Origin of the sequence: Luteibacter sp. SG786 (assembly GCF_011759605.1) — a bacterium.
In the GTDB taxonomy this organism is placed as follows: domain Bacteria; phylum Pseudomonadota; class Gammaproteobacteria; order Xanthomonadales; family Rhodanobacteraceae; genus Luteibacter.
This window is the reverse complement of record NZ_JAAOYX010000002.1, coordinates 703,225-723,754: the sequence shown is the minus strand read 5'-3', so window position 1 is coordinate 723,754 and position 20,530 is coordinate 703,225. Positions and strand designations below refer to the sequence as shown.

At 66.2% G+C, this 20,530-nt stretch carries 21 protein-coding genes; 7 read left to right on the top strand and 14 right to left on the bottom strand.

The features are described from left to right. Positions 1-2: 2 nt before the first annotated feature. The 4 genes from FHS47_RS15120 to FHS47_RS15105 are packed head-to-tail and all read left to right on the top strand — an operon-like array spanning position 3 to position 5,680. On the top strand, positions 3-1,253 hold the full coding sequence (locus FHS47_RS15120) for a sugar ABC transporter substrate-binding protein (protein ID WP_247741498.1): 1,251 nt from the start codon (positions 3-5) through the stop codon (positions 1,251-1,253). Then, on the top strand, positions 1,250-2,128 hold the full coding sequence (locus tag FHS47_RS15115; protein WP_167029646.1) for a sugar ABC transporter permease: 879 nt from the start codon (positions 1,250-1,252) through the stop codon (positions 2,126-2,128). The genes FHS47_RS15120 and FHS47_RS15115 overlap by 4 nt, the downstream gene beginning before the upstream one ends. Then, a complete protein-coding gene (locus FHS47_RS15110; protein ID WP_167029643.1) occupies positions 2,125-2,946 on the top strand; it encodes a carbohydrate ABC transporter permease in 822 nt (273 codons plus the stop codon). Before FHS47_RS15115 ends, FHS47_RS15110 begins: the two co-directional genes overlap by 4 nt. Before the next feature lies 1 nt (position 2,947). Further along, positions 2,948-5,680, top strand: a complete 2,733-nt coding sequence (locus FHS47_RS15105) for a discoidin domain-containing protein (RefSeq protein ID WP_167029640.1) — start codon at positions 2,948-2,950, stop codon at positions 5,678-5,680. A 213-nt stretch (positions 5,681-5,893) separates the two neighbouring features. Here the strand turns inward: FHS47_RS15105 and FHS47_RS15100 are convergent, their stop codons facing one another. From FHS47_RS15100 to FHS47_RS15045, 12 genes are all read right to left on the bottom strand, one after another. Then, positions 5,894-6,250, bottom strand: coding sequence for a hypothetical protein (locus FHS47_RS15100; RefSeq protein WP_167029637.1), 357 nt, complete (start codon positions 6,248-6,250; stop codon positions 5,894-5,896). 88 nt (positions 6,251-6,338) lie between these two features. Then, positions 6,339-7,022: an HAD family hydrolase gene (locus FHS47_RS15095; RefSeq protein ID WP_167029634.1), complete on the bottom strand. Its 684-nt coding sequence runs from the start codon at positions 7,020-7,022 to the stop codon at positions 6,339-6,341. Positions 7,023-7,078: 56 nt separating this feature from the next. Then, positions 7,079-7,912 carry a pirin family protein gene (locus FHS47_RS15090; RefSeq protein ID WP_167029632.1) on the bottom strand — a complete coding sequence of 278 codons (834 nt, stop codon included), beginning with the start codon at positions 7,910-7,912 and terminating at the stop codon, positions 7,079-7,081. A 289-nt stretch (positions 7,913-8,201) separates the two neighbouring features. After that, positions 8,202-8,873, bottom strand: coding sequence for a YecA family protein (locus tag FHS47_RS15085; protein WP_167029629.1), 672 nt, complete (start codon positions 8,871-8,873; stop codon positions 8,202-8,204). Further along, positions 8,870-9,637: an exodeoxyribonuclease III gene (xth, locus tag FHS47_RS15080; protein WP_167029626.1), complete on the bottom strand. Its 768-nt coding sequence runs from the start codon at positions 9,635-9,637 to the stop codon at positions 8,870-8,872. The genes FHS47_RS15085 and xth overlap by 4 nt, the downstream gene beginning before the upstream one ends. A 53-nt stretch (positions 9,638-9,690) precedes the next feature. After that, complete coding sequence (locus FHS47_RS15075) at positions 9,691-11,736, bottom strand: M3 family metallopeptidase (RefSeq protein WP_167029623.1); 2,046 nt, start codon at positions 11,734-11,736, stop codon at positions 9,691-9,693. A 77-nt stretch (positions 11,737-11,813) separates the two neighbouring features. Further along, complete coding sequence (locus FHS47_RS15070) at positions 11,814-12,353, bottom strand: gamma carbonic anhydrase family protein (protein WP_167029620.1); 540 nt, start codon at positions 12,351-12,353, stop codon at positions 11,814-11,816. Positions 12,354-12,412: 59 nt separating this feature from the next. After that, positions 12,413-12,745, bottom strand: a complete 333-nt coding sequence (locus tag FHS47_RS15065; RefSeq protein WP_208382042.1) for a hypothetical protein — start codon at positions 12,743-12,745, stop codon at positions 12,413-12,415. A 143-nt stretch (positions 12,746-12,888) separates the two neighbouring features. Continuing rightward, the gene (locus tag FHS47_RS15060) at positions 12,889-13,185 is read right to left on the bottom strand and encodes a hypothetical protein (protein WP_167029618.1); all 297 of its coding nucleotides are present in this window, start codon (positions 13,183-13,185) and stop codon (positions 12,889-12,891) included. Positions 13,186-13,283: 98 nt separating this feature from the next. Then, positions 13,284-13,817, bottom strand: a complete 534-nt coding sequence (locus FHS47_RS15055) for a hypothetical protein (RefSeq protein WP_208382041.1) — start codon at positions 13,815-13,817, stop codon at positions 13,284-13,286. Positions 13,818-14,003: 186 nt separating this feature from the next. Further along, on the bottom strand, positions 14,004-14,918 hold the full coding sequence (locus FHS47_RS15050; RefSeq protein WP_167029615.1) for an alpha/beta hydrolase: 915 nt from the start codon (positions 14,916-14,918) through the stop codon (positions 14,004-14,006). Between the two features lie 24 nt (positions 14,919-14,942). Continuing rightward, entirely contained in the window at positions 14,943-15,872 is a 930-nt protein-coding gene (locus tag FHS47_RS15045; protein WP_167029612.1) for a pyridoxamine 5'-phosphate oxidase family protein, read from the bottom strand. A 162-nt stretch (positions 15,873-16,034) separates the two neighbouring features. Here FHS47_RS15045 and FHS47_RS15040 point away from each other — a divergent pair, with 162 nt between their 5' ends. Then, positions 16,035-16,934, top strand: coding sequence for a LysR family transcriptional regulator (locus tag FHS47_RS15040; RefSeq protein WP_167029609.1), 900 nt, complete (start codon positions 16,035-16,037; stop codon positions 16,932-16,934). A 36-nt stretch (positions 16,935-16,970) separates the two neighbouring features. Here the strand turns inward: FHS47_RS15040 and aroE are convergent, their stop codons facing one another. Beyond that, positions 16,971-17,807, bottom strand: a complete 837-nt coding sequence (gene aroE / locus FHS47_RS15035; RefSeq protein ID WP_167029606.1) for a shikimate dehydrogenase — start codon at positions 17,805-17,807, stop codon at positions 16,971-16,973. A gap of 189 nt (positions 17,808-17,996) precedes the next feature. Here aroE and FHS47_RS15030 point away from each other — a divergent pair, with 189 nt between their 5' ends. Further along, entirely contained in the window at positions 17,997-18,215 is a 219-nt protein-coding gene (locus FHS47_RS15030; RefSeq protein ID WP_167029603.1) for a hypothetical protein, read from the top strand. 117 nt (positions 18,216-18,332) lie between these two features. Here FHS47_RS15030 and FHS47_RS15025 read toward each other — a convergent pair whose 3' ends face one another. Then, complete coding sequence (locus FHS47_RS15025) at positions 18,333-19,817, bottom strand: RimK family protein (protein WP_167029600.1); 1,485 nt, start codon at positions 19,815-19,817, stop codon at positions 18,333-18,335. Between the two features lie 225 nt (positions 19,818-20,042). Here FHS47_RS15025 and FHS47_RS15020 point away from each other — a divergent pair, with 225 nt between their 5' ends. Then, positions 20,043-20,513, top strand: a complete 471-nt coding sequence (locus FHS47_RS15020; protein ID WP_167029597.1) for a GNAT family N-acetyltransferase — start codon at positions 20,043-20,045, stop codon at positions 20,511-20,513. Positions 20,514-20,530: the final 17 nt, after the last annotated feature.

Sequence of the window (20,530 nt, the reverse complement as noted above, 5' to 3'; positions counted from 1 at the left end):
TACTGGCCCTTGCCGGTGCGGCACTGGGCGGCTGCGCGAAGGAAGAACAAGGCTCCCGTACGCTGCAGTTCTGGACCATCGGGCGCGAAGGCGAAGCCGTGGCGAAGCTGCTGCCCGACTTCGAACGCGAGCATCCGGGGCTGCACGTGGCCGTGCAGCAACTCCCCTTGACGGCGGCGCACCAGAAGCTGCTCACGGCCTATGCCGGCGATTCCACGCCGGACATCACGCAGCTGGGCAACACCTGGATTCCGGAGATGGTGGCGCTTGGCGCGCTCGAACCGCTCGATGCGCGGGTGGCCGACTCCAAGGTCGTGGATCGCGACGACTATTTTCCCGCCATCTGGTCCACCAACGTCATCGACGGGCATCTGTATGGCGTGCCCTGGTACGTGGACACGCGCCTCCTGTTCTACCGGAAGGACCTGCTGGCAAAGGTCGGCTACGACCACCCGCCCCGCGACTGGGCGGAGTGGAAGGCCATGATGGCGAAGCTGTCGCAGCCGCCGGGCAAGACCTACGGCGTGCTGCTGCCTACGAACGAGTTCGAGCAGCTGCTGGCGCTCGCCCTGCAGCAGGGCGATCCGCTGCTGCGCGACGACGGCCGCTACGGCAATTTCCGCAGCCCCGGATTCAAGAAGGCGCTGGCCTTCTACGTCTCGCTGTTCAAGGACCAGCAGGCGCCCATGATGACGAACGTGGGCATCGGCAATCCCTGGGCCGCGTTCGGCCAGGGTTTCTTCACGTTCTACCTCTCCGGCCCCTGGAATATCGGTGAGTTCCGCAAGCGCCTGCCGCCGGATCAGCAGGGCGATTGGGGTACCACGCCGTTGCCCGGGCCGAACGGCCCCGGCGCGTCGAACGCCGGCGGTTCGAGCCTGGTGATCTATCGCAAATCAAAGCACAAGGACGATGCCTGGGCGCTGGTGGAGTTCCTTTCGCGCCCGGAAATCCAGGACCGGTTCTATCAACTCCTCGGCGACATGCCGCCGCGACGTTCGTCCTGGAATGCGCCAGCCCTCAAGAACGACGACAAGGCTGCCGCTTTCCGTGACCAGCTGGAGCGCGTAAAGCCCACGCCGCCGGTGGCCGAATGGGAACGCATCGTCACCGAGATGCAGCTGGTGGCCGCGCAGGCGGCCCATGGCGATCTCACCATCGACCAGGCCGCGGCGGAAATCGATCGCCGTGCGGACCGCTTACTCGAGAAACGCCGCTGGATGCTCGACCACGGCCACAAGGCTTCGCCATGACCACTTCCCGTGCCGCCTGGTGGTTCATCACGCCCGCGCTGATCGTGCTGGGCGTGTTCTTCCTTCTGCCCGTGGTGGCGGCGCTGGTGCTGTCGCTCACGGACTACGACCTCTATGCGCTGGCGGATATCCGCAACCTGCGCTTCGTTGCCCTGGAGAACTACTGGGCCCTGTTGCAGCGCCCGCTGTTCTGGTCGGCGCTGGGACATACGGTCTATTTCGTGGTGGTGGGCGTGCCGTTGTCCATGGCGGCGTCGCTGGGCGCGGCCATGCTGCTCAACTCCCCGCTGGCTCGCTTCAAGGCCTTCTTCCGCACGGCGCTGTTCGCGCCGGTGGTGACCACGGTCGTGGCGGTGGCGGTGATCTGGCGCTACCTGTTCAATACCAAGTACGGCCTGGTGAACTATGCCTTCGATTCGCTCGGCATACCCACCGTGGACTGGCTGGGCGACCCGCACTGGGCCATGCCCACGATCATCCTGTTCGCGGTGTGGAAGAACTTCGGCTACAACATGATCATCTTCATGGCCGGACTCCAGGCGATTCCGGGCGATCTCTACGAAGCCGCGCGCATCGACGGCGCGTCGGCCATGGCGCAGTTCCGCCATATCACGCTGCCCATGCTGAAGCCGACCATGGTGATGGTGAGCATCCTCACCGTATCCGGTTATTTCCAGCTGTTCGCCGAGCCTTACGTGATGACCGAAGGCGGGCCGCTGCAGAGCACCACGTCCGTGCTGTACCTCATGTACGAGGAAGGCTTCAAATGGTGGAACCTGGGGTCCGCCTCGGCGGTGGCGTTCATCCTCTTCGTCATCATGTTCGTCGTGACAGCCGCGATCCTTCGCCTTTCGAAGCAGGGAGCCCCGGCATGAGCCCGCGCGTTGCGAAAGCCCTCATCAACGGCCTTCTCATCGGCGGCGCGGCCATCGCCATCGCGCCCCTGCTGTACATGGTGTCGGTGTCGTTCATGCCGCAAGGACAGGCCAGCTCGCTGCCGCCGCCCGTGCTGCCCACGCATGCGACGCTGGACAATTACCGGCAGCTTTTCATGAATGCGGGCATGGGGCGTTACCTGTTCAACAGCCTGCTGATCTCCACCTGCATCACGGTGATCTCGCTGGCCTTCAACCTCATGGCGGGATACGCCTTCGCGAAGCTCGAGTTCAAGGGCCGCCAGCGCATCTTCCAGGTGCTGCTGGGGGCCCTGGTGATCCCCGCACAGGTGGCGATGCTGCCGCTGTTCCTCCTGCTGAAATACATGGGCCTGGTGAACACCTACGGGGCCGTGATCGTACCCGCGCTGGCGACGATCTTCGGCATCTTCCTCGTGCGCCAGTACGCCAGCGGCATTCCGAACGACCTGATGGAAGCCGCGCGCATCGACGGCGCCGGGGAGTTCCGCATCTTCGCCACCATCGTGATGCCGCTGCTCAAGCCGATCATGGTCACGCTGGCCATCTTCACCTTCCTGGCCGCGTGGAACGACTTCATGTGGCCGCTGATCGCGTTGACGGGTCAGGAACACTACACGCTGCCCATCGCGCTCGCCTCGCTCTCCCGCGAGCATGTGCAGGACAGCGAATTGATGATGGCGGGCTCCGTCGTCACGATCCTGCCGGTGCTCGTGCTGTTCCTCGCCTTGCAGCGCTACTACCTCGAAGGGCTGCTCATTGGCAGCGTGAAGGGCTGAGATGATGAAGCTACGGCGTGCGGGCGCGCTCCTGCTCTTGCTGTCATTTGGGGTGCATGCCGGTGTGCTCGATGGGTTCGACACCGCGAGCGGCTGGCAGGCGACGCACACCGACGACGTGACCGCCACCTTGCGCACGGCGGCGGGGGCGACAGGGCAGGCCGTGTGCCTGAACTACGACTTCAACGGCGTCTCCGGCGCGGCATCGATTCGCAAGACGCTACCGATCGATTTTCCCGACGGCTTCGCGCTGAGTTTCGACGTACGCGGCGCCATGCCGCCGAATACCCTGCAACTGAAGTTCATCGACGACAGTGGTGACAACGTCTGGTGGTTCCAGAAGGCATCGTTCGCACCGCCGGCAAAGTGGCAGACGATCGAAGCGACCAGCCGGCAGGTGGAATTCGCCTGGGGGCCGACGAAGGATCGCACCCTGCGGCATACGCGCGAGGTGGAATTCGTCATCTACAAGGAAGCACCCACGCCTTCTTCGCACGGGAGCGCCAACCGGGGTGAGGTGTGCTTCGACAATCTGCGCATCATCGCGCGCACACCGGAAGCGGTGCCGGCCCCGCCACCGACACCGAACGCGGTTTTCGAAGCGCGCGCGAAACAGGTTCGGCGCGGTCTTTATCCCCGTGGGTTCTCGGGCGAGCAGTCGTACTGGACGATCGTTGGCGTGGACGGTGGCAGTCGCGATTCCGCGCTCATCTCGGAAGATGGGGCCGTCGAGGTAGCGCGTGGCGGGTTCTCCATCGAGCCCTTCCTCATCGAAGGCGGCAAGCTGGTCACCTGGGCCGACGTCAAATCCTCCCAGTCGTTGCGCGAACGCTACCTGCCGATTCCGTCGGTGCGTTGGGAGGCGGGTACGCTGGCCCTGACGACGACGGCGTTCGCGCAAGGCACGCCGGGGCATTCGCAGCTGGTGGTGACCTATCGTGTGGCGAACGACGGCGATACGCCGCGCGACGTCACCCTCGCACTGGCGGCACGGCCGTTCCAGGTGAATCCCCCCACGCAGTTCCTCAATGCGCCGGGCGGCACGAGCCGCATCGACGAGCTTTCATGGAACCACGGCGTGCTCACCGTCAACGGCACGCGCACCGTGCTGCCGCTGCAACGGACAACAGCGTTCGTGGCCAGCGGCAACCAGCCGAGAACGCTCGCCGAGCGCCTCGACGCCGGCGAGCGCCCCGTGGTCGAAAAGCTGCATGACGATGAGGGCTTCGCACAGGGCGCACTCCTTTACGACCTGCGCGTGCCAGCCCATGGTCATGTGGACCTCGGTGTGATCGTACCCGCGAACCCGGCGGAGCGGATTCCCCAGCCGCGGGATGCCGGCGCATGGCTGGCGACGCACGCCGACGCGGTGGCCGCGGCGTGGCGCGACAAGCTCGATCGCGTGACGGTGGAGGTGCCGGCAGCGGCGCAGCCGATCGTGGACACGATGAAGAGCGGCATCGCGCAGATCCTCATGTCCCGTGACGGCCCGGCCCTGCAGCCCGGTACGCGCTCATATTCGCGCACCTGGGTGCGTGACGGCGCGATGATGCTGGAGGGCCTGCTGCGCACCGGTCACGAGGACGTGGCGGGCGACTTCATCCGCTGGTATGCGCCGCACCAGTTCTCCAACGGCAAGGTCCCATGCTGCGTCGACGCGCGCGGCTCCGATCCGGTGCCGGAGAACGACAGCCATGGCGAGCTCATCTTCAGCGTCGCGGAGCTGTGGCGGTATACGCACGACCGCGCCACTGCGCAGGCCCTCTATCCGCACGTGCAGAAGGCCGTGTCGTATATGGACCGGCTGCGCGCCAGCGAGCGCCAGCCCGCACGACTCGGCGGAACCGACCGCGCGCTTTACGGGCTGATGCCGGCGTCGATCAGCCACGAAGGCTATTCGGCGAAGCCGATGCACTCCTACTGGGACGACTTCTGGGCGCTGAAGGGCTACGACGACGCGGTGGATCTCGCCAAGGCGCTGGGGAAGGAAGGCGACGCCGTGCGTTTCGCCGCTGCCCGCGATCAGTTTCGTGGCGACCTGCATGCGTCGATCGCCGCCGCCGTGAAGGCGAAGGGTATCGACTTCATTCCCGGCTCGGCCGAACTCGGCGATTTCGACGCCACCTCCACCACGATCGCCTTGTCGCCGGGCGGCGAGCAGTCGCGCCTGCCGCGAAAGCTGCTGGAGAACACCTTCGAGAAGTATTGGCAGGGTTTCGTCGCGCGCCGCGACGGCAAGACGGCATGGAAGGATTACACGCCGTACGAGCTCCGCACGGTAGCCACGTTCGTTCGCCTCGGCTGGCGCGACAGGCTGGACGAACTGCTGGCCTTCTTCTTCGCCGACCGCCGGCCTGCCGCGTGGAACCAGTGGGCCGAAGTGGTGGGTCGGGACCCTCGCGAACCGCGTTTTGTCGGCGACATGCCACACGCGTGGATCGCTTCGGACTATGTGCGCTCGGCGCTCGACATGTTCGCGTACGACCGCGACTCCGATGGGGCGCTGGTGATCGCCGCGGGCGTGCAGCCTTCATGGCTGGAGGGCAAAGGCATCGCCGTGCGCGACCTTCGCACGCCGTACGGACGGTTCGGCTATACGTTGAAGGCGGAGGGCGGCGAGGTACTGCTAATCGTGACCCAGCCGGTGAAGGCACCGGGGGGCATGGTGCTGTCGCTACCCTCCGGCGAGATAAAACTGCCCCAAGGGCAGTTAACTCTCCGCGCGCCGCTTTAGAGGTGCCTATCCTGTTGAAGCCGCTTCAGCGGCGATGGGCGCTTGCGGCACGCATGCCTGCTGCCGCGGGATCGCCGGCACAGCCGGCTCCCACATAGAGCAGACTGGCTTTTTGTGGGAGCCGCTTCAGCGGCGATGGGTGCTCGCGGCCAACTGGCCTGCTGGCGTGGGATCGCCGGCTCCCACAATGGGTCGGCTCCCTGACCAGGTAGGTCAGTGGGTCGCCACGCGGGTGCGGAGCAGGGCGTCTACCGCTTGCTGCCACTCGGCGGAGCCGGGCTGGCTCTGCGGGGCTTCCTGACCGAGCTTGCGATTGACGGCCTGGTTCCATTCCGCGGTGCCGGCTTGCGGACCGTGGCCGTCGTCGCTGACGGCAAGCACCCTGTCCACCCAGGCGTACCACTCGGGCGAGCCAAGCGCGGCGTTGGCCGGGGCCGTCTTGCCGGGAGCGGGCGACGCAGCCGTGGACGCCGCCGCCGGAGAGGCGACTGGCGCGGTGGGCTCGGAATGCGAGCAGGCCGCGATGATGAAGGCGGCGATAAGCGGAACCGCAGTGAAGACAAAGCGCATGGTCGGTCAAATCCTTTGCTTACAGGCCAATGCTACGAACCCCTACCCGTCCCCCGGCTAAACGCCTAAGGGAACTTGTTGAATCCGTTCAGCTTCGCGCCGCGATTTCGTCGATGTGCCGGAGCATGTCAGCCGGGTCTTCGAACACCCGGTAGGCCCCCGCCCGTTCCAGTTCGTTCTCGCCGTATCCGCCCGAGAGCAGGCCGATCCCGAGGGCCCGGGCCCGCTGGGCTGCCAGCATGTCCCAGATGGCGTCGCCGATCACCATGGCGTCGCGAATGTCGGTGCCGAGGCGCTGGGCCGCCGTGACGAACAGGTCGGGATCCGGCTTGGCGTGGCGCACCTGGTCGCGCGTGACCACCGGCACCTTGGCCGGATCGACGCCCAGGGCGGCGATGTTGTGCGAGGCCGTTTCCATGCGCCCGGAGGTGGCGATGGCCCAGGGAATCCCGGCGTCCGTCAGCCAGGCAAGCAGTTCGACGGCGCCCGGCAGGGGGCGCACGGCACCGGCTTCGGCCAGCCGGCCATAGGCCGCCGCGTGGTTGCGACGCAGGCGGTCGATGCGGTCCGGGGTAATTTCCGTGCCGGTCTCGCGCAGCAGGATGTCGGTGAACAGGCCACCGCTCATGCCGATCTTGCGATGGATACGCCACACGGAGAGGTCGATGCCCTCCATGTCGAGCGATTCCTTCCACGCGAGCACGTGCTGGTAAACGCTGTCGACGAGGGTGCCGTCGAGGTCGAACAGAAAGGCATGCTTTTGTCTGGACATGCCCATCAGATTACAGCCTGTCCGGGGCCTTGTCGCGAACGGCTTCCGCGAAACCGTCAGAACTTGCCGGCCCGGAAATCCGCGATCGCCTCGTGGATCTGCGCAGGCGTGTTCATGACAAACGGACCGTATCGGGCGACCGGCTCGGCGAGCGGGCGACCGGCCACGAGCAGGACCCGGGCGGGTTGCGTGGCGGCGAAGCTCACGGAATCGCCCTTCGAAAGCACCGCCAGTTCGCTGCGCGCCAGCGATTCGCCGGCCACCGTCGCGGATTCGCCGTCGAAGACATAGGCGAAGGCGCTATGGCCCTCCGGCAGCGCCAGATCGAAATGCGCGCCGGCGTCCAGGGCGATGTCGAGGTACACGGGCTCGGTGCTGATGCCGCTGACCGGGCCCTTCGCTCCCGCCAGTTCACCGGCCACCACGCGCACCGTGACGCCTTCGGCCGGATGCACGACCGGGATCGAGGCAGGCGGGATGTCCTGGTAACGGGGCTCGACCATCTTGTCCGCAGCGGGCAGGTTCACCCACAGCTGGAAACCCCACATGAGGCCCTCCTCCTGCTGCGGCATCTCGGAGTGCAGGATGCCGCGGCCCGCGGTCATCCACTGCACGCTGCCGGGACCGAGGTCGCCGCGATTGCCATGGTTGTCGCCGTGCTGCATGCGGCCGGCCAGCATGTAGGTCACCGTCTCGAAACCCCGGTGCGGATGCTCGGGGAACCCTTCGATGTAGTCGCCGGCCTGGTCGGAGCGAAATTCGTCGAGCAGCAGGAACGGGTCCAGCATGTCGAGCGCAGGCTGGCCGATCACGCGCTTGAGCTTCACGCCCGCGCCGTCGGAGGTGTCCATGCCGCGCACGCGGCGGGTGATGTGGCGTTGGGTGGTCATGGGGTGCTCCTTTGTTGGGGCACAAGATGCGCTCTGGGTAACCCCGCGCCAAGACGTGCCGCGCGAACGCTGCGTTTCCGGGCAACGCCCATTATGCGAGCCACTTCAACGGCCACGGAACGCTGGCCCGCTGCCGCGGTATCGCCGGCATAGCCGGCTCCCACATAGTGCGGACTGGCTTTTTGTGGGAGCCGCTTCAGCGGCGATGGGTGCTCGCGGCAAGCTGACCCACTGCCGCCGGAGAGCCGGCGGAGCCGGCTCCCACAATCCGTCGCCGCCCGTTGTGCGATCAGTGCACCCAATGTCCGGCGCGCTGTCTTGGCGGGCCTTCCTCGCCTTCCGTGCGGGGGCGGGTGAGGGCCTGCAGTTCGGCCTCGGTGGGGGGGTTTTCGCGCCAGTAGTCGCCCACGGCGTTGAGCACCCCGGGCAACTGGCCCAGGCACTCGTCGTATTCCTCGTCGGTGAGCTTCTCGAACTCGGTGTCTGCCTGGAGCACGCCCTCGTCGACGGCCAGGGCCATGATCGGACCGAGCAGCTGCATCAGCGTGGGGTCTTCCGCCAGCCGGTTTTCCCAGATCTGGGCGCGCATGTCGATGCCGCGGCTGAAGCCTTCACACCAGCCCGCGGCCGAGAGCAACGGGCCTTCTTCCGTGTCGACCTCGCCCAGGATCGGCTCGTACGCGTCGACGTCCAGTTCGGCGCTGATGGAATCGTTGAGCTTGGCCAGGAGGGCGAGCACCCGATTGCCCTCGTTCTCGTCGTCGAAAGCGTCGTGCAGCACCTCGTGCAGCCACTCCTCGGGCTTGACCTCCAGCGGACCGATGGCCACCGCCGAAAGGAGCCCGTGCACGCCGTCGAGCATGAGGTCGCCCTCACCGCCGTGCGCGCGCAGGTACGTATCGAGTTCTTCGAGTTCCTTGTCGTCGAGGGAGCTCGGCCATTCGGACTTGGGTGTATTCAAAGGTTCAACTCCAACGCGACGGGCGCGTGGTCGGACGGCTGTTCCCACTTGCGCGGCGCCTTGTCGATGATCGACGAGGTCGCGATGGATTTGAGCGCATCGCTGATCAAGATGAGGTCGATCCGCAGCCCCATGTTGCGACGGAAGGCGGCCTGTCGGTAGTCCCACCAGCTGAAAAGGCCGGCATCTTCGGTGAAAAGACGGAAACTGTCATGAAGGCCGACATCGAACAGGGCCTGGAGCGCGGCGCGCTCCGGCGGCGAGCAGAAGATGTCCTCGCCCCATGCCACGGGATCGTACACGTCGCGGTCGTCGCGGCAGATGTTGAAGTCGCCGAGCACCACCAGCTTGGGATGACGGGCGATCTCCGATGCGAGGAAATCGCGCACGCGGGCCAGCCAGTGCAGCTTGTAGTCGTATTTTTCGTCGCCGATGGCCTTGCCGTTCACCACATAGAGGTTCACGACCCGGATGTCGCCGACAGTGGCGGCGAGGATGCGCCGCTGGGGGTCGTCCAGGCCTTCGATGTCGGTCACGACGTCGACGGGCTGGTCACGCGCCAGGATCGCCACGCCGTTATAGGTCTTCTGGCCCGAGAACACCGCCCGGTAACCCATGGCCGCGATTTCGTCGACGGGAAACTTCTCGTCGACGATCTTGGTTTCCTGCAGGGCGACGATGTCTGGCTGCGCCTCCGCCAGCCACTGCTGGAGGTGGGGCAGGCGGACCTTGAGAGAGTTGACGTTCCATGACGCGATCTTCATGGCGCCATTGTAAAGGAAAGCCGCGCGGCGACCGGCGCCGCGCGGCAGCCGGCTCAGGCCAGGCCGTAGCTCTTCAGCAGTGCGTCCGGACGCGGCTCGCGGCCACGGAAGGCCTTGAACGATTCCAGGGCGGGACGCGTGGCGCCCACCGCCAGCACTTCCTTGCGGAAGCGCTCGCCCGTGGCGCGGTCGAGCACGCCGGCCTCCTCGAACGCCTCGAAGGCGTCGGCGGAAAGCACCTCAGCCCAGAGGTAACTGTAGTAACCCGCCGAATAACCGCCCGCGAAAATGTGGGTGAACGCATGCGGGAACCGCTGCCACGCCGGGGGATGCAGCACGGCCACCTCCCTCCGCACCTCCTCCAGTACGTCCAGCGGGCGGGCACCCCGGGCCGGGTCGTATTCGAGGTGCAGGCGGAAATCGAACAGGCCGAATTCCAGCTGGCGCACGAGGAACAGGCCGGCATGGAAGTGGCGCGCGTCGAGCATGCGCTGGTACAGGTCGTCGGGCAGCGGCTCGCCGGTTTCGTAATGCTTCGCGAACGAGCGCAGCGCATCGCGATCCCAGGCGAAGTTCTCCATGAACTGGCTCGGAAGTTCCACGGCGTCCCATTCGACACCGTCGATGCCGCCCACCGACGGAATGTCCACCTCCGTCAGCATGTGATGCAGCCCGTGGCCGAATTCGTGGAACAGGGTAAGCACGTCGTCGTGCGTGAGCAGGGCCGGTTTGCCTTCGGTCGGCGGCGGGAAGTTGCAGGTAAGGAAGGCCACGGGCAGCTGCAGCCGGTCGCCGTCGCGGAAGCGGGCCGCGCACACGTCCATCCAGGCACCGCCGCGCTTGCCCGACCGCGCATAGAGATCGAGGTAGGCACCCGCGAAGACCGTGCCGTCGGCATCGATCAGGTCGTAGTACGTGACGTCCTTGTGCCATGTGTCGACGTCGGAACGCGGCGCGAAGCGGATGCCGTACAGGCGCTCCACCACCATGAGCAGGCCGTCGATCGCGGCGGATGCGGGGAAATACGGTTTGATCTGTTCTTCGTCGATGGCGTAGAGACGCTGCCGCAGGCGCTCCGCGGCGAAAGCCACGTCCCAGGGTTCCAGATTGTCGATCTTCAGCTCCTCGGTGGCGAAGCGCCGCAGTTCGTCCAGCTCCTTGCGCGCCACCGGCTTTGCCCTCGCAGCCAGGTCGCGCAGGAAGGCGAGCACCACGTCGGGCGAGGTGGCCATCTTCGTGGCGAGCGATTCCTCGGCGGCATTGGCGAAGCCGAGCAGCTGCGCGGCCTCATGGCGCAGCGCGACGATCTTCTCGATGCGTTCGGAGTTGTCGAACTTGCCTTTCGAGGGGCCCTGGTCGGAAGCGCGCGTCTGGTACGCGTAGTACACCGCCTCGCGCAGGTCACGCTTCTCGGCATAGGTCAGCACGGCCTGCACGCTCGGCTGTTTCAACGTCACCAGGAAACCCTCGAGGTTTTCCTCGCGCGCGTATTCGCGCAGCACCGCGCGGCCCGACGCCGGAATGCCGGCGAGATCGCGCTCATCGGTGATGTGCTTGTGCCACGCCTCGGTAGCATCGAGCACGGCGTTCGAGAACTCGGTGGTTAAACGGGAAAGCTCCACGCCGATCTCGCGGAAGCGGCTGCGCGCAGGTTCCTCCAGCGCCACGCCCGAAAGGCGGAAGTCGCGCAGCGCATGGTCGACGGCGGCACGCGCGGCCACGGGAAGGGAAGCGAAATCGTCGCGGTCGGCCACGGCCTGCACGGCGGCATAAAGATCCCGATTCTGGCCGACTTCGATACCCAGATCGGTGAGCTTCTCCTCGGCGTTGCCGTGCGCCTTGCGCAGGGCCTCGGAATCCGCCACCGAATGCAGGTGGCTCACCGGCGCCCAGGCCCGGGCCAGGGTCTGGTCGAGGCGCTCCTGGGCAAGCATCACGTGCTCGAAATCGCGCACGCCGCCGGGTGCGGCAATGTGCTGGATGGCGGCCCGCTGCTCCGCCACGAGGGCGTCGATGGCCGGTTCCACGTGCTCGGGCCGGATGGCCGAGAAGGCGGGCAGGCCGTTGGGGTCGAGCAGGGGGTTGGTCTGGGTGTCCATGGCTGATCTCCTGTCAGGCGATCAGCGTGGTGCCCCGGCGAATCCAAATCAAGCAGGAAGACGTGCCGGGGCCCCGGCTAGAGGCTCGCCAGATAATCGTCCTTCAGGCGGACGTAGTTGGCGGCGGAGTAGTAGAGCTGTTCGACCTGGGCGTCGGACAGCACGCGCACCATCCGGGCCGGGTTGCCCAGCCAGAGTTCGCGTTCGCCGACCACCTTGCCGGGCGCGACCACGGCACCGGCACCCACGAATCCGTTTTTCCTGACCACGGCTCCGTCCAGGACGGTGGCGTGCATGCCGATAAGACAACCGTCCTCGATCGTGCAGGCGTGAATGACGGCGCCGTGGCCGATCGTTACATCGCTGCCGACGATCGTGGGGAACCCGCCAGGCGTGTACGGGCCGTCGTGGGTCACGTGGACGATGGCGCCGTCCTGCACATTGCTACGCGCGCCGATACGGATATGGTGCACGTCGCCGCGGAGCACCGCTCCCGGCCAGATCGACACGTCGTCGGCCAACTCGACATCGCCGATGAGCGTGGCGGCGGGGTCGACATAGGCGCGTGCGCCGAGGCGCGGGAGGATGCCCCGGAAAGGGCGGATCGGGGATGACATGGCGCCATTGTAGTCGCTGGCCCCGGGGAAGGAACGCCCTGGCGGGCGTTCCCTGCGTCTTACTGGAAGTAGCCGCCCACGATGCGGCCGAACGAATCGACCTCGGCGAAGTAGCGGCTGTTGTCGCTACGGAGCTCGCGGGTGGAGAAGTCGCCCGGAAGAACCAGGTGCACGCAGCCGTATGCCGCCTGGAATGCCGAGATGGTCGGCCGTCCCGCAATGAACTGGGCAAAGGAAACGAGGTCGGTCACGCCGCACGAACCGCCGGCAGGGACGAGCACGCCACCACCGTGCACGCCGCGCGTGGTCTGGGAGGAACCGGTCTGCGCCGTTGCGGCGAGCGGGGCCGCCATGAGCAGGGCGACGAGGGCTGTGCGGATCATCTTTTCCATGATTCAAGGACTCCATTAGCGTTGAAGGGCTTCACCGCGACCTGCGGTGGGATACCCGCAGGCACGTTCGCCTACACAGCCCCTGCGTTACCTGAATCAGCCCTTCTGTTATGCCCACAGAAAGCGTAGGGCTTCGCACCGTGTTACATGAACGATCCACCGACGATGCGGCCTTCCGCATCCATCTTCGGAAAATAGCGACTGTTGTTCTGGCGCATTTCCCTCGTCGTCATGGTGCCGGGCGTCACGAGCATGACGTCGGGGTAGGCGATATGGAATTGTTCGGGCGTGGGCTTCGTCGCAATGAAGGCGTCGAACGCTTTCATGTCGGTGACAAAACCGGCGACGGGTTTGGTATGCGTCGTCGACCCCGCATGACAGCCGCCGACAGCGGCCACGGCGAGAATCAGCGGAAAAAAGAGCGAACTCACTCGGCTCATGGAAAGGCTCCTTGCCTGCTTGGGGTCGGCATTATCGCGCCGTGGGCCGTCCCCTGCGTGACCCCCGGCCAAACGGTATGTCCCCGACCTGAATTCGGCTAGCCGTTGCGCCGCCGCATCGCGTCGGCCTTCGCCTCGTCTTCGGCGGTGACGACCTGCTGTTGGGCATCCAGCTTCGCACCCAGGATGATGAGTGTGTAGTTCGTCGCGTCGTAGTCGCGGAGCAAGGCGATTTCACGACGCGCCTCGTCCAGCTGTCGGCGGTTGATCAGCTGTTCGATTTCCTGGGCGGCGAAAGGTAGCGTCTCGCGCAATGCATCCTGCGCGGTGGCGTTCGTCGGTTCCAGCTGAATCACACTGAGGTAGTACTCATACGCATTGTTGCCCTGCGGCGACACGAGGCGACCGTCGCGCGTGGCTTCGCGCGCCAGCCCAAGGAGGATGTCGACGCCGCTCGAGCCGGCATCGTCGCTCGCGGCGGTCGCGGGGGTGTCGGTATCGGACGTGCCTGCGCCGCCCGTGCGGTGCAGGTGCATCGAGGCGAACGCAGCGGCCGCTGCCACGACGACGACCGCGGCGGCAACGATGACAGCCGCGCGGCGGGGAGGCGCGGCGAGGTGGAGCTTCAACATGGGGAGATCCGGAGGAGCATCCCGCGACCAGGCAGGCCCCCTGTCGGCCGGCCCCGGCGGGCGCGCCATCTTCCCGCCCGATTGTTGCAGCCCGGTGGCAGCGGCTTCGCGGCCAAACGCGACAAGAACGGTAACAACCACTCCCGCCGTCGGGCGGGAGCGGTTGTCGCCTTCCTTGCCGTGGACTCAACCCTTCGCGTGGCCGATGCGGCGGTCGAGGAAGTCGCGGATCATCGGGATGACTTCGTCGCCACGATCCTCCAGCACGAAGTGGCCCGTGGGGATCAGGTGGAATTCCAGATCTTCCAGGTCGCGCTTGTACGGGTGGGCACCGTCGGCGGGGAAGATCGTGTCCCGCTCGCCCCACACGATCAGGGTCGGCGGCTGGTGCTTGCGGAACAGCCGCTGCACCTCCGGATAGAGCGGCACGTTGTTGCGATAGTCGTACATCACGTCCATCTGGATGTCTTCGTTTCCGGGCCGGTCGAGCAGCGCCTGGTCGTGGATCCAGTTGTCGGGCGAGATGCGCTCCTTGTCGTCGACACCGTCGGTGTACTGGAAGATCGTGGTATCGAGCTTCACCAGCCAGCGCAGTGCGTCGCGGCTCGCGGCCGCGCCGTCGGCCCAGTAGATCTTGATCGGATCCCAGAACGCCTTGAGGCCTTCTTCATAGGCGTTGCCATTTTGCACGACGAGCGCGGTGAGCTTGTCTGGATCTTTCACGAAGAGCTGCCAACCCACGGGCGCACCATAGTCCATCACATACATGGCGTAGCTCTCGACGTGGAGGCGCTCCAGCAGCGTGCGTATCAGGTTCCCGAAGTTGGCGAACGTGTAGTCGAATGTCGAACGATCGGGGCTGCCGCTCTCGCCGTAGCCGGGATAGTCGGGCGCGATCACATGGTAGCGATCGGCCAGGGCGGGAATGAGATGCCGGAACATGTGCGACGACGTAGGGAATCCGTGGAGCAGCAGCATCACCGGCGCACCGGCGGGGCCGCTTTCACGATAGGCGAGCTTGACGCCGTCGATCTCCATGTTGCGGTGGTAGACGACGGGAAGGCGTGCGGAAGGGCGGTTGGCCGTGGCGTTGCTGCTCATGTCGTATTCCTCGGATGGGAAGGTTCAGGTCCGCGGGTGCGGGTTGTACGGCGATGCGTCGATGTAGTCCCAGGCGGCGCGCTGCATCGCGTCGCGCAGTACCCAGTGCTGGATGCGGAAATCCCAAGACCGGCCCGTGCCCCCGGTGTCGTCGTCCAGGCCTTCGTCGTTCCAGCGCAACGTTGCCGTGCCGGTCAGTTGCAACAGGCGTCCGTTCTCGAAGTCCGGGATGGCGATGGCCGCGTGGGGATCGACGGCGAAGTTGCCCAGGGTGTTGAACAGGCTGTTGCCGGCGTAGTCGGGGATACGCAGGGTGGCGGGGTCGACGATCCGGGCGAAGCCACGGTCGCCGCCGCGGTGTGACACGTCGAGGCCGGCGCTCGGGTGACGGCTTGCCACGAACAACGTATCGGCCTGCGTCACGATCGCGGCGACGCTGCCGGCAAGCACGGTGCCCGAGGCCGATTGCGCCCTTCGTGGCGCCTCGTCCAGCGCACGGAGTTGCCGCCGCTGGATGTACTTCGGGCAGTTCGGAAATGCCTCGCGTACCACCACCTCGAAGCCGCCCTCGTCGATCTCGCGCAACGCGCCATTCACCCGGTAGCGGCGGCGCGTGCCCAGATCGATGAACAGCAAGCCTACTGGCACGCCGGCGCGCAAGGCATTCCAAAGCGGGTCTTCCATGTCGCGGGTGCCGCACGGGGCATCAATGCGCACGGTACTGCCGTCGGACGAACGCGCGAACCCAGGCCGGCCGTAAAGTATGGATGCCCAGGGCCTGTCATGCCCGTCGACGCTGCCGACCACCACCATGAACTGGCTCTCGATGAACGGCCGTGCGCCGCGAACGACGGTGGATGCGACCATGGCCCCATTGCGCTTCGCGATGAAGGCTTCACCGGCGCGGAGCTGCACTGCGCGTTCACCGTCATGGAAGTTGCTGGAGTCGTTCATCGCGATCGTTCCGCCGTGGGTGGACGCATTCTGCGAACCGGCGGAAGGGGCGGGAACGTGGCGGGCTGGAATTCACTGTTGCGCCGGGCGCAAGGAATGCGTTCCCCGGGCACGCCGCATGCCGCAATAATCCGTCGAGGCAATTACCGCGGGCGACAGACGATGGACCAGCTCCACCTGATGAAAGTGTTCGTGGGCGTGGGCGAGGAAGAGAGCTTCGCCGCCGCGTCGCGTCGGCTCGACCTGTCTCCGGCCGCCGTGACGCGCGCGATCGGTGCGCTGGAGGAACAGCTGGGCGTGAAACTGCTGACCCGCACCACGCGCAGCGTGCGACTGACCGAACCCGGCCGGCGCTATCTCGACGATTGCCGGCAGATCCTGGCCAGCATTGCCGAAGCGAACGACGCGGTCGCGGGCGAGAACGCCGCACCGCGCGGCCATCTGTCGGTGACGGCGTCGGTGCTGTTCGGCAAGGCATTCGTCATGCCGTGCATCGTGCGTTACCTCAAGGAATATCCGGCCGTTGAGGTTTCCGCGTGGTTGCTGGATCGCACGATGAACCTGATGGACGAAGGCATCGACGTCGCCGTGCGCATCGGCCACCTGCCCGACTCCGGCATGCGCGCCATCCGCGTGGGCCAGGTGCGGCGCGTGCTCTGTGCTTCCCCTGAGTACCTGGCGCAGCACGGCGTGCCCGAGCATCCCGCCGACCTCCTGCATCACACGGTGATCGCCGCCAGCGGCATCTCGCCCCGTGTGGACTGGAAGTTCGGCGGCCCCGACGATGCCACCTCGGTTCGCATGCACCCGCGGTTGACGGTCACCAGCAACGATGGCGCGCTCGTCGCCGCCCTGTCCGGCCTCGGCATCGCCCGCTTGCTGTCGTACCAGGTGAACGAAGACGTGGCGGCCGGACGACTACGCCTCGTGCTCGAAAGCTACGAGGAGGAGCCCTGGCCGGTACACATCCTGCACCGCGAAACCCGGTTCGGCTCCGCGAAGGTGCGCGCATTCATCGACATGCTGGCGCAGCACCTGCGCGAGCATCCCCACCTGCGATAGGACGATGCGGCACCGGCGAGTGCATCGAAGGAGGCGTCAGTAACGCTGGCGAAGCATCGCGTAGACCGGATCGGTGTCCGGGCGCTGGCCATGCCAGCGTTCGAATGCGTCGGCGGCCTGTTCCACGAGCATGCCGAGACCATCGCGGAACCAGTCCGGGCGCACGCCCGCGGCGAGCGACCATCCCTTGAATGCCGCGGCCGCCGTGCCGTAGCACAGGTCGTAGCATGTGGAATGGTCTTTCAGGATGGACGTGGGCAGGTCGAAGCTGCCGCCGGTCACCCCGATGGAGGTGGCGTTCACCACGAGATTGAAGGATTCACCGTCGAGGCCGTCCCAGTAGCGCGTGTAGCAGCGGCCCGGTTCGCCGATGGCGTCGGCGAGTTCGTCGGCGCGCTCGGGGGTACGGTTGATAATGGTGAGGCTCTGCACGCCGGCGTCCATGAGCGCCCACGCCACAGCCTTGGCTGCGCCGCCGGCGCCCAGTAGGAGGGCATCGTGGCCGCGCAGGTCGAATCCATGCCTGTCGGCGATATCGCGCACGAAGCCGCTGCCGTCGGTGTTGTGCGCCTCGATGCCGCCGTTCACCAGCGGCGTGAGGGTATTGGCCGAGCCGGCCCGCGTGGCGGCTTCGGTGCGATTGCCGGCCAGCGCGAAGGCAGCCCCCTTGTGGGGTAGGGTGACGTTGGCGCCGAGGCCACCATCGGCGAAGAACCGGCGGACGGCGTCCTCGAACTGCCCCGGGGCGACATCGACGGTCTCGTAACTCAGGCGGATGCCAAGCTGCGCGGCGAAGGCCTGGTGGATCTCGGGGGACAGCGAATGCGCGATCGGATGACCGAAGACGGCGTAGCGGTGCGCTTCAGCGCTCATGGATTTTCCCTTGGCTCATGCTCGGACAAATTATGGCAGGTGTGGTGCTGTTCGAAAGGGCTTGCGGTGCGCCGTGACATGCCCCCGCCGCCATGGCGCTCCTGCGGATGCCGGACCGTGCCGGTCGCGGCTTTTGAGACGGCGGCGGCCTAGGCTCCTTCCATCCGCCACCGATGCCAGGAGTACGCCATGCACGACACGCTCTCGCCGCGCCGCCTGCGCGCCCTCATCGCCCTGGCCTGGCTGGTCGGCGGCGCATTGCTGCTCCTGCTGACACCGCTTTCCGGACACAGCGAAACTCTCGGCTGGACGCCGGCGTTCTGGCTGCTGATAGCACCGGCAAGCGTGCTGGTGGCGATGAACCCGGCACTGCCGATGTCGCTGCTGGCCGCGCTGCTACGGCGCTGAGGCGGCCAGGGCTCGTGTGGGAACCGCTTCGGCGGCGATGACTGCTCGCGGCCGACTTGCCCGCTGCCGCGGGATCGCCGGCGTAGCCGGCTCCCACAGGTTCCTCATTCCGGAGGCTCAGCCCTGGATGCCCAGGCGTTTCAACTCCAGCCGCCGCAGGAACTCCTGCATGATGCGCAGGTAGAGGTCCTCGCCCAGGTAGGCGTCTTCGACACCCGCATCGATCGAGGGGTTGTCGTTCACCTCGATCACCACCGGCCGGTCGCCGACCTGCTTCAGGTCGACACCGTACAGACCGTCGCCGATCGTCTGCGTGGCCTTGAGCGCCAGCTTCACCACCTCGGCGGGTGCCTCGCGCACGGGCACCGTGCGGAAGCCGCCGGATTTCGCCGTGCCCTTGGCCCCGTGGTTGTAGATCTGCCAGTGACCGCGCGACATGAAGTACTGGCACGCGTAAAGCGCTTCGTGGTTCAACACGCCGATGCGCCAGTCGAACTCCGTGTACAGGTATTCCTGCGCGATGAGCAGCGCGCTGTGCGAGAACAGTTCGCCTGCCGCCTTTTCCAGGGCCTCGCGGGTTTCCACCTTCACCACGCCCCGCGAAAACGAACCGTCCGGAATCTTGAGCACGATGGGCAGGCCCAGCCGGTCCGGCAGGTCGCGCAGCCGGCGTGGGTCGTCCCGGTAGAGGATCTCGGTGGCCGGCGTCGCCAGCTTGCGGGCAACCATGAGATCGTTCAGGAAGATCTTGTTGGTGCAGCGGAGGATGGAGGTGGGATCGTCCATCACCACCATGCCTTCCTTCTCCGCGCGGTGCGCGAAGCGGTAGGTATGGTTGTCGCTCGCCGTGGTCTCGCGGATGAACAGCCCGTCGTATTCGGCAAGGCGCTGGTAGTCGTTCTTGCCGATCGGATCGACCTCGATGCCGAGATGCTTGCCCGCCTCGATGAAGTGCTTCAGTGCCTTCTTGTTCGAAGGCGGCATCGCCTCGTTCGGATCGACCAGCATCGCGATGTCGTAGCGGAAGCGACGCCTCGTGCGGGGCTTGCGCCAGATCTTGCGCGAGAACTTGTCCAGGGCCTGTGCGAAGGCGTCTTCCTGCGCGTCGTCGAGCGTCTGCAGGCCCACGGCCTTGATGGACGAGACCTGCCATACGCGGTCGCGCTCGAATTCGATGCGCATAAGCGGGCAGGGGAACAGGTCGAACAGCTGCCTCGCAAGATCCTGCAGGTCGGGATAGGCGGTTTCGCCGAAGTACACCAGGATGCCGAAGTCGGTGGTGTCGCGCCCGCCCGCGGGCAGGAAGTTGGCGAGCTTCTGGTTGAGGTCGTCGATGTCCAGGCCGTACAGCGAGCGGCGGCGCAGGTCGTTCACGGTGCGCACGGAGGGAATGACCTTGTGACCGCGCGCTTCCGCCAGCAGCGATACGTAATAGCCGGTACCCAGGTATTTGTAACTGCGGCAGAGGTTGATGACGTGGGTGCGCTCGTCGTCGCTGCCCACCGGCTGACGCAGGTAATCCATGGCGGTGACGACATCGGCGGACGGGTAATACGAGCCCCAGTCCGAGGCTTTTTCCACGACGATGACGAGCCGGCTCATGAGACCTCTGCAAGCGGCGAATGCCATTCCCTCGACCCCGCCTGGGATCGATCGTATCGCCGGTGCCGCAGTGTGAGCTTCCAGCGGCGCGACGCACAAGCCGGACGCCGCCTGGGTTCATGAAAAAGTCATTGATCCGTGCGTCGCCGGGGTCTACAGTGCCGCGCTTGCCTGACCCCGCCCGATCCCTCTCGTCCCCCCATCCGCGCCGGAGTTTCCAAGCGCATGCGTCCAACCCCGGTTACCGCCGCGGTGCGCGTTCGTCGCGCCGAAGTCAGCGATCTCGACGATCTCGTTGCGCTCGAGGAATCGAGTTTCGCGCAGGATCGCCTGAGCCGCGCCCAATATCGCAAGCACCTCGACAGCGAGAGCGCCCTCGTGCTCGTGGCCAGCGCCAATCATCGCCGCTTCCTGGGCACGGCCGTGGTGTTCTTCCGCAAAGGCACGACCGTTGCGCGGCTCTATTCGCTAGCCTCCAGTCCGCAGGCACAGGGCAAGGGCGTGGGCACGGCGCTCGTCGAGGCCTCGGAGGAGGCGGCGCGCGCACGCGGGTGTCGCGCATTGCGACTGGAAGTGCGCAAGGACAACGCCGTGGCCATAAGGCTTTATGAGCGGCTGGGTTACACGCGCATCGGCGAATACGCTAAGTACTACGCCGACGGCGCCGACGCGTTCCGTTTCGAAAAGCAGCTTTGAGCGGCCCCGAGGCTATA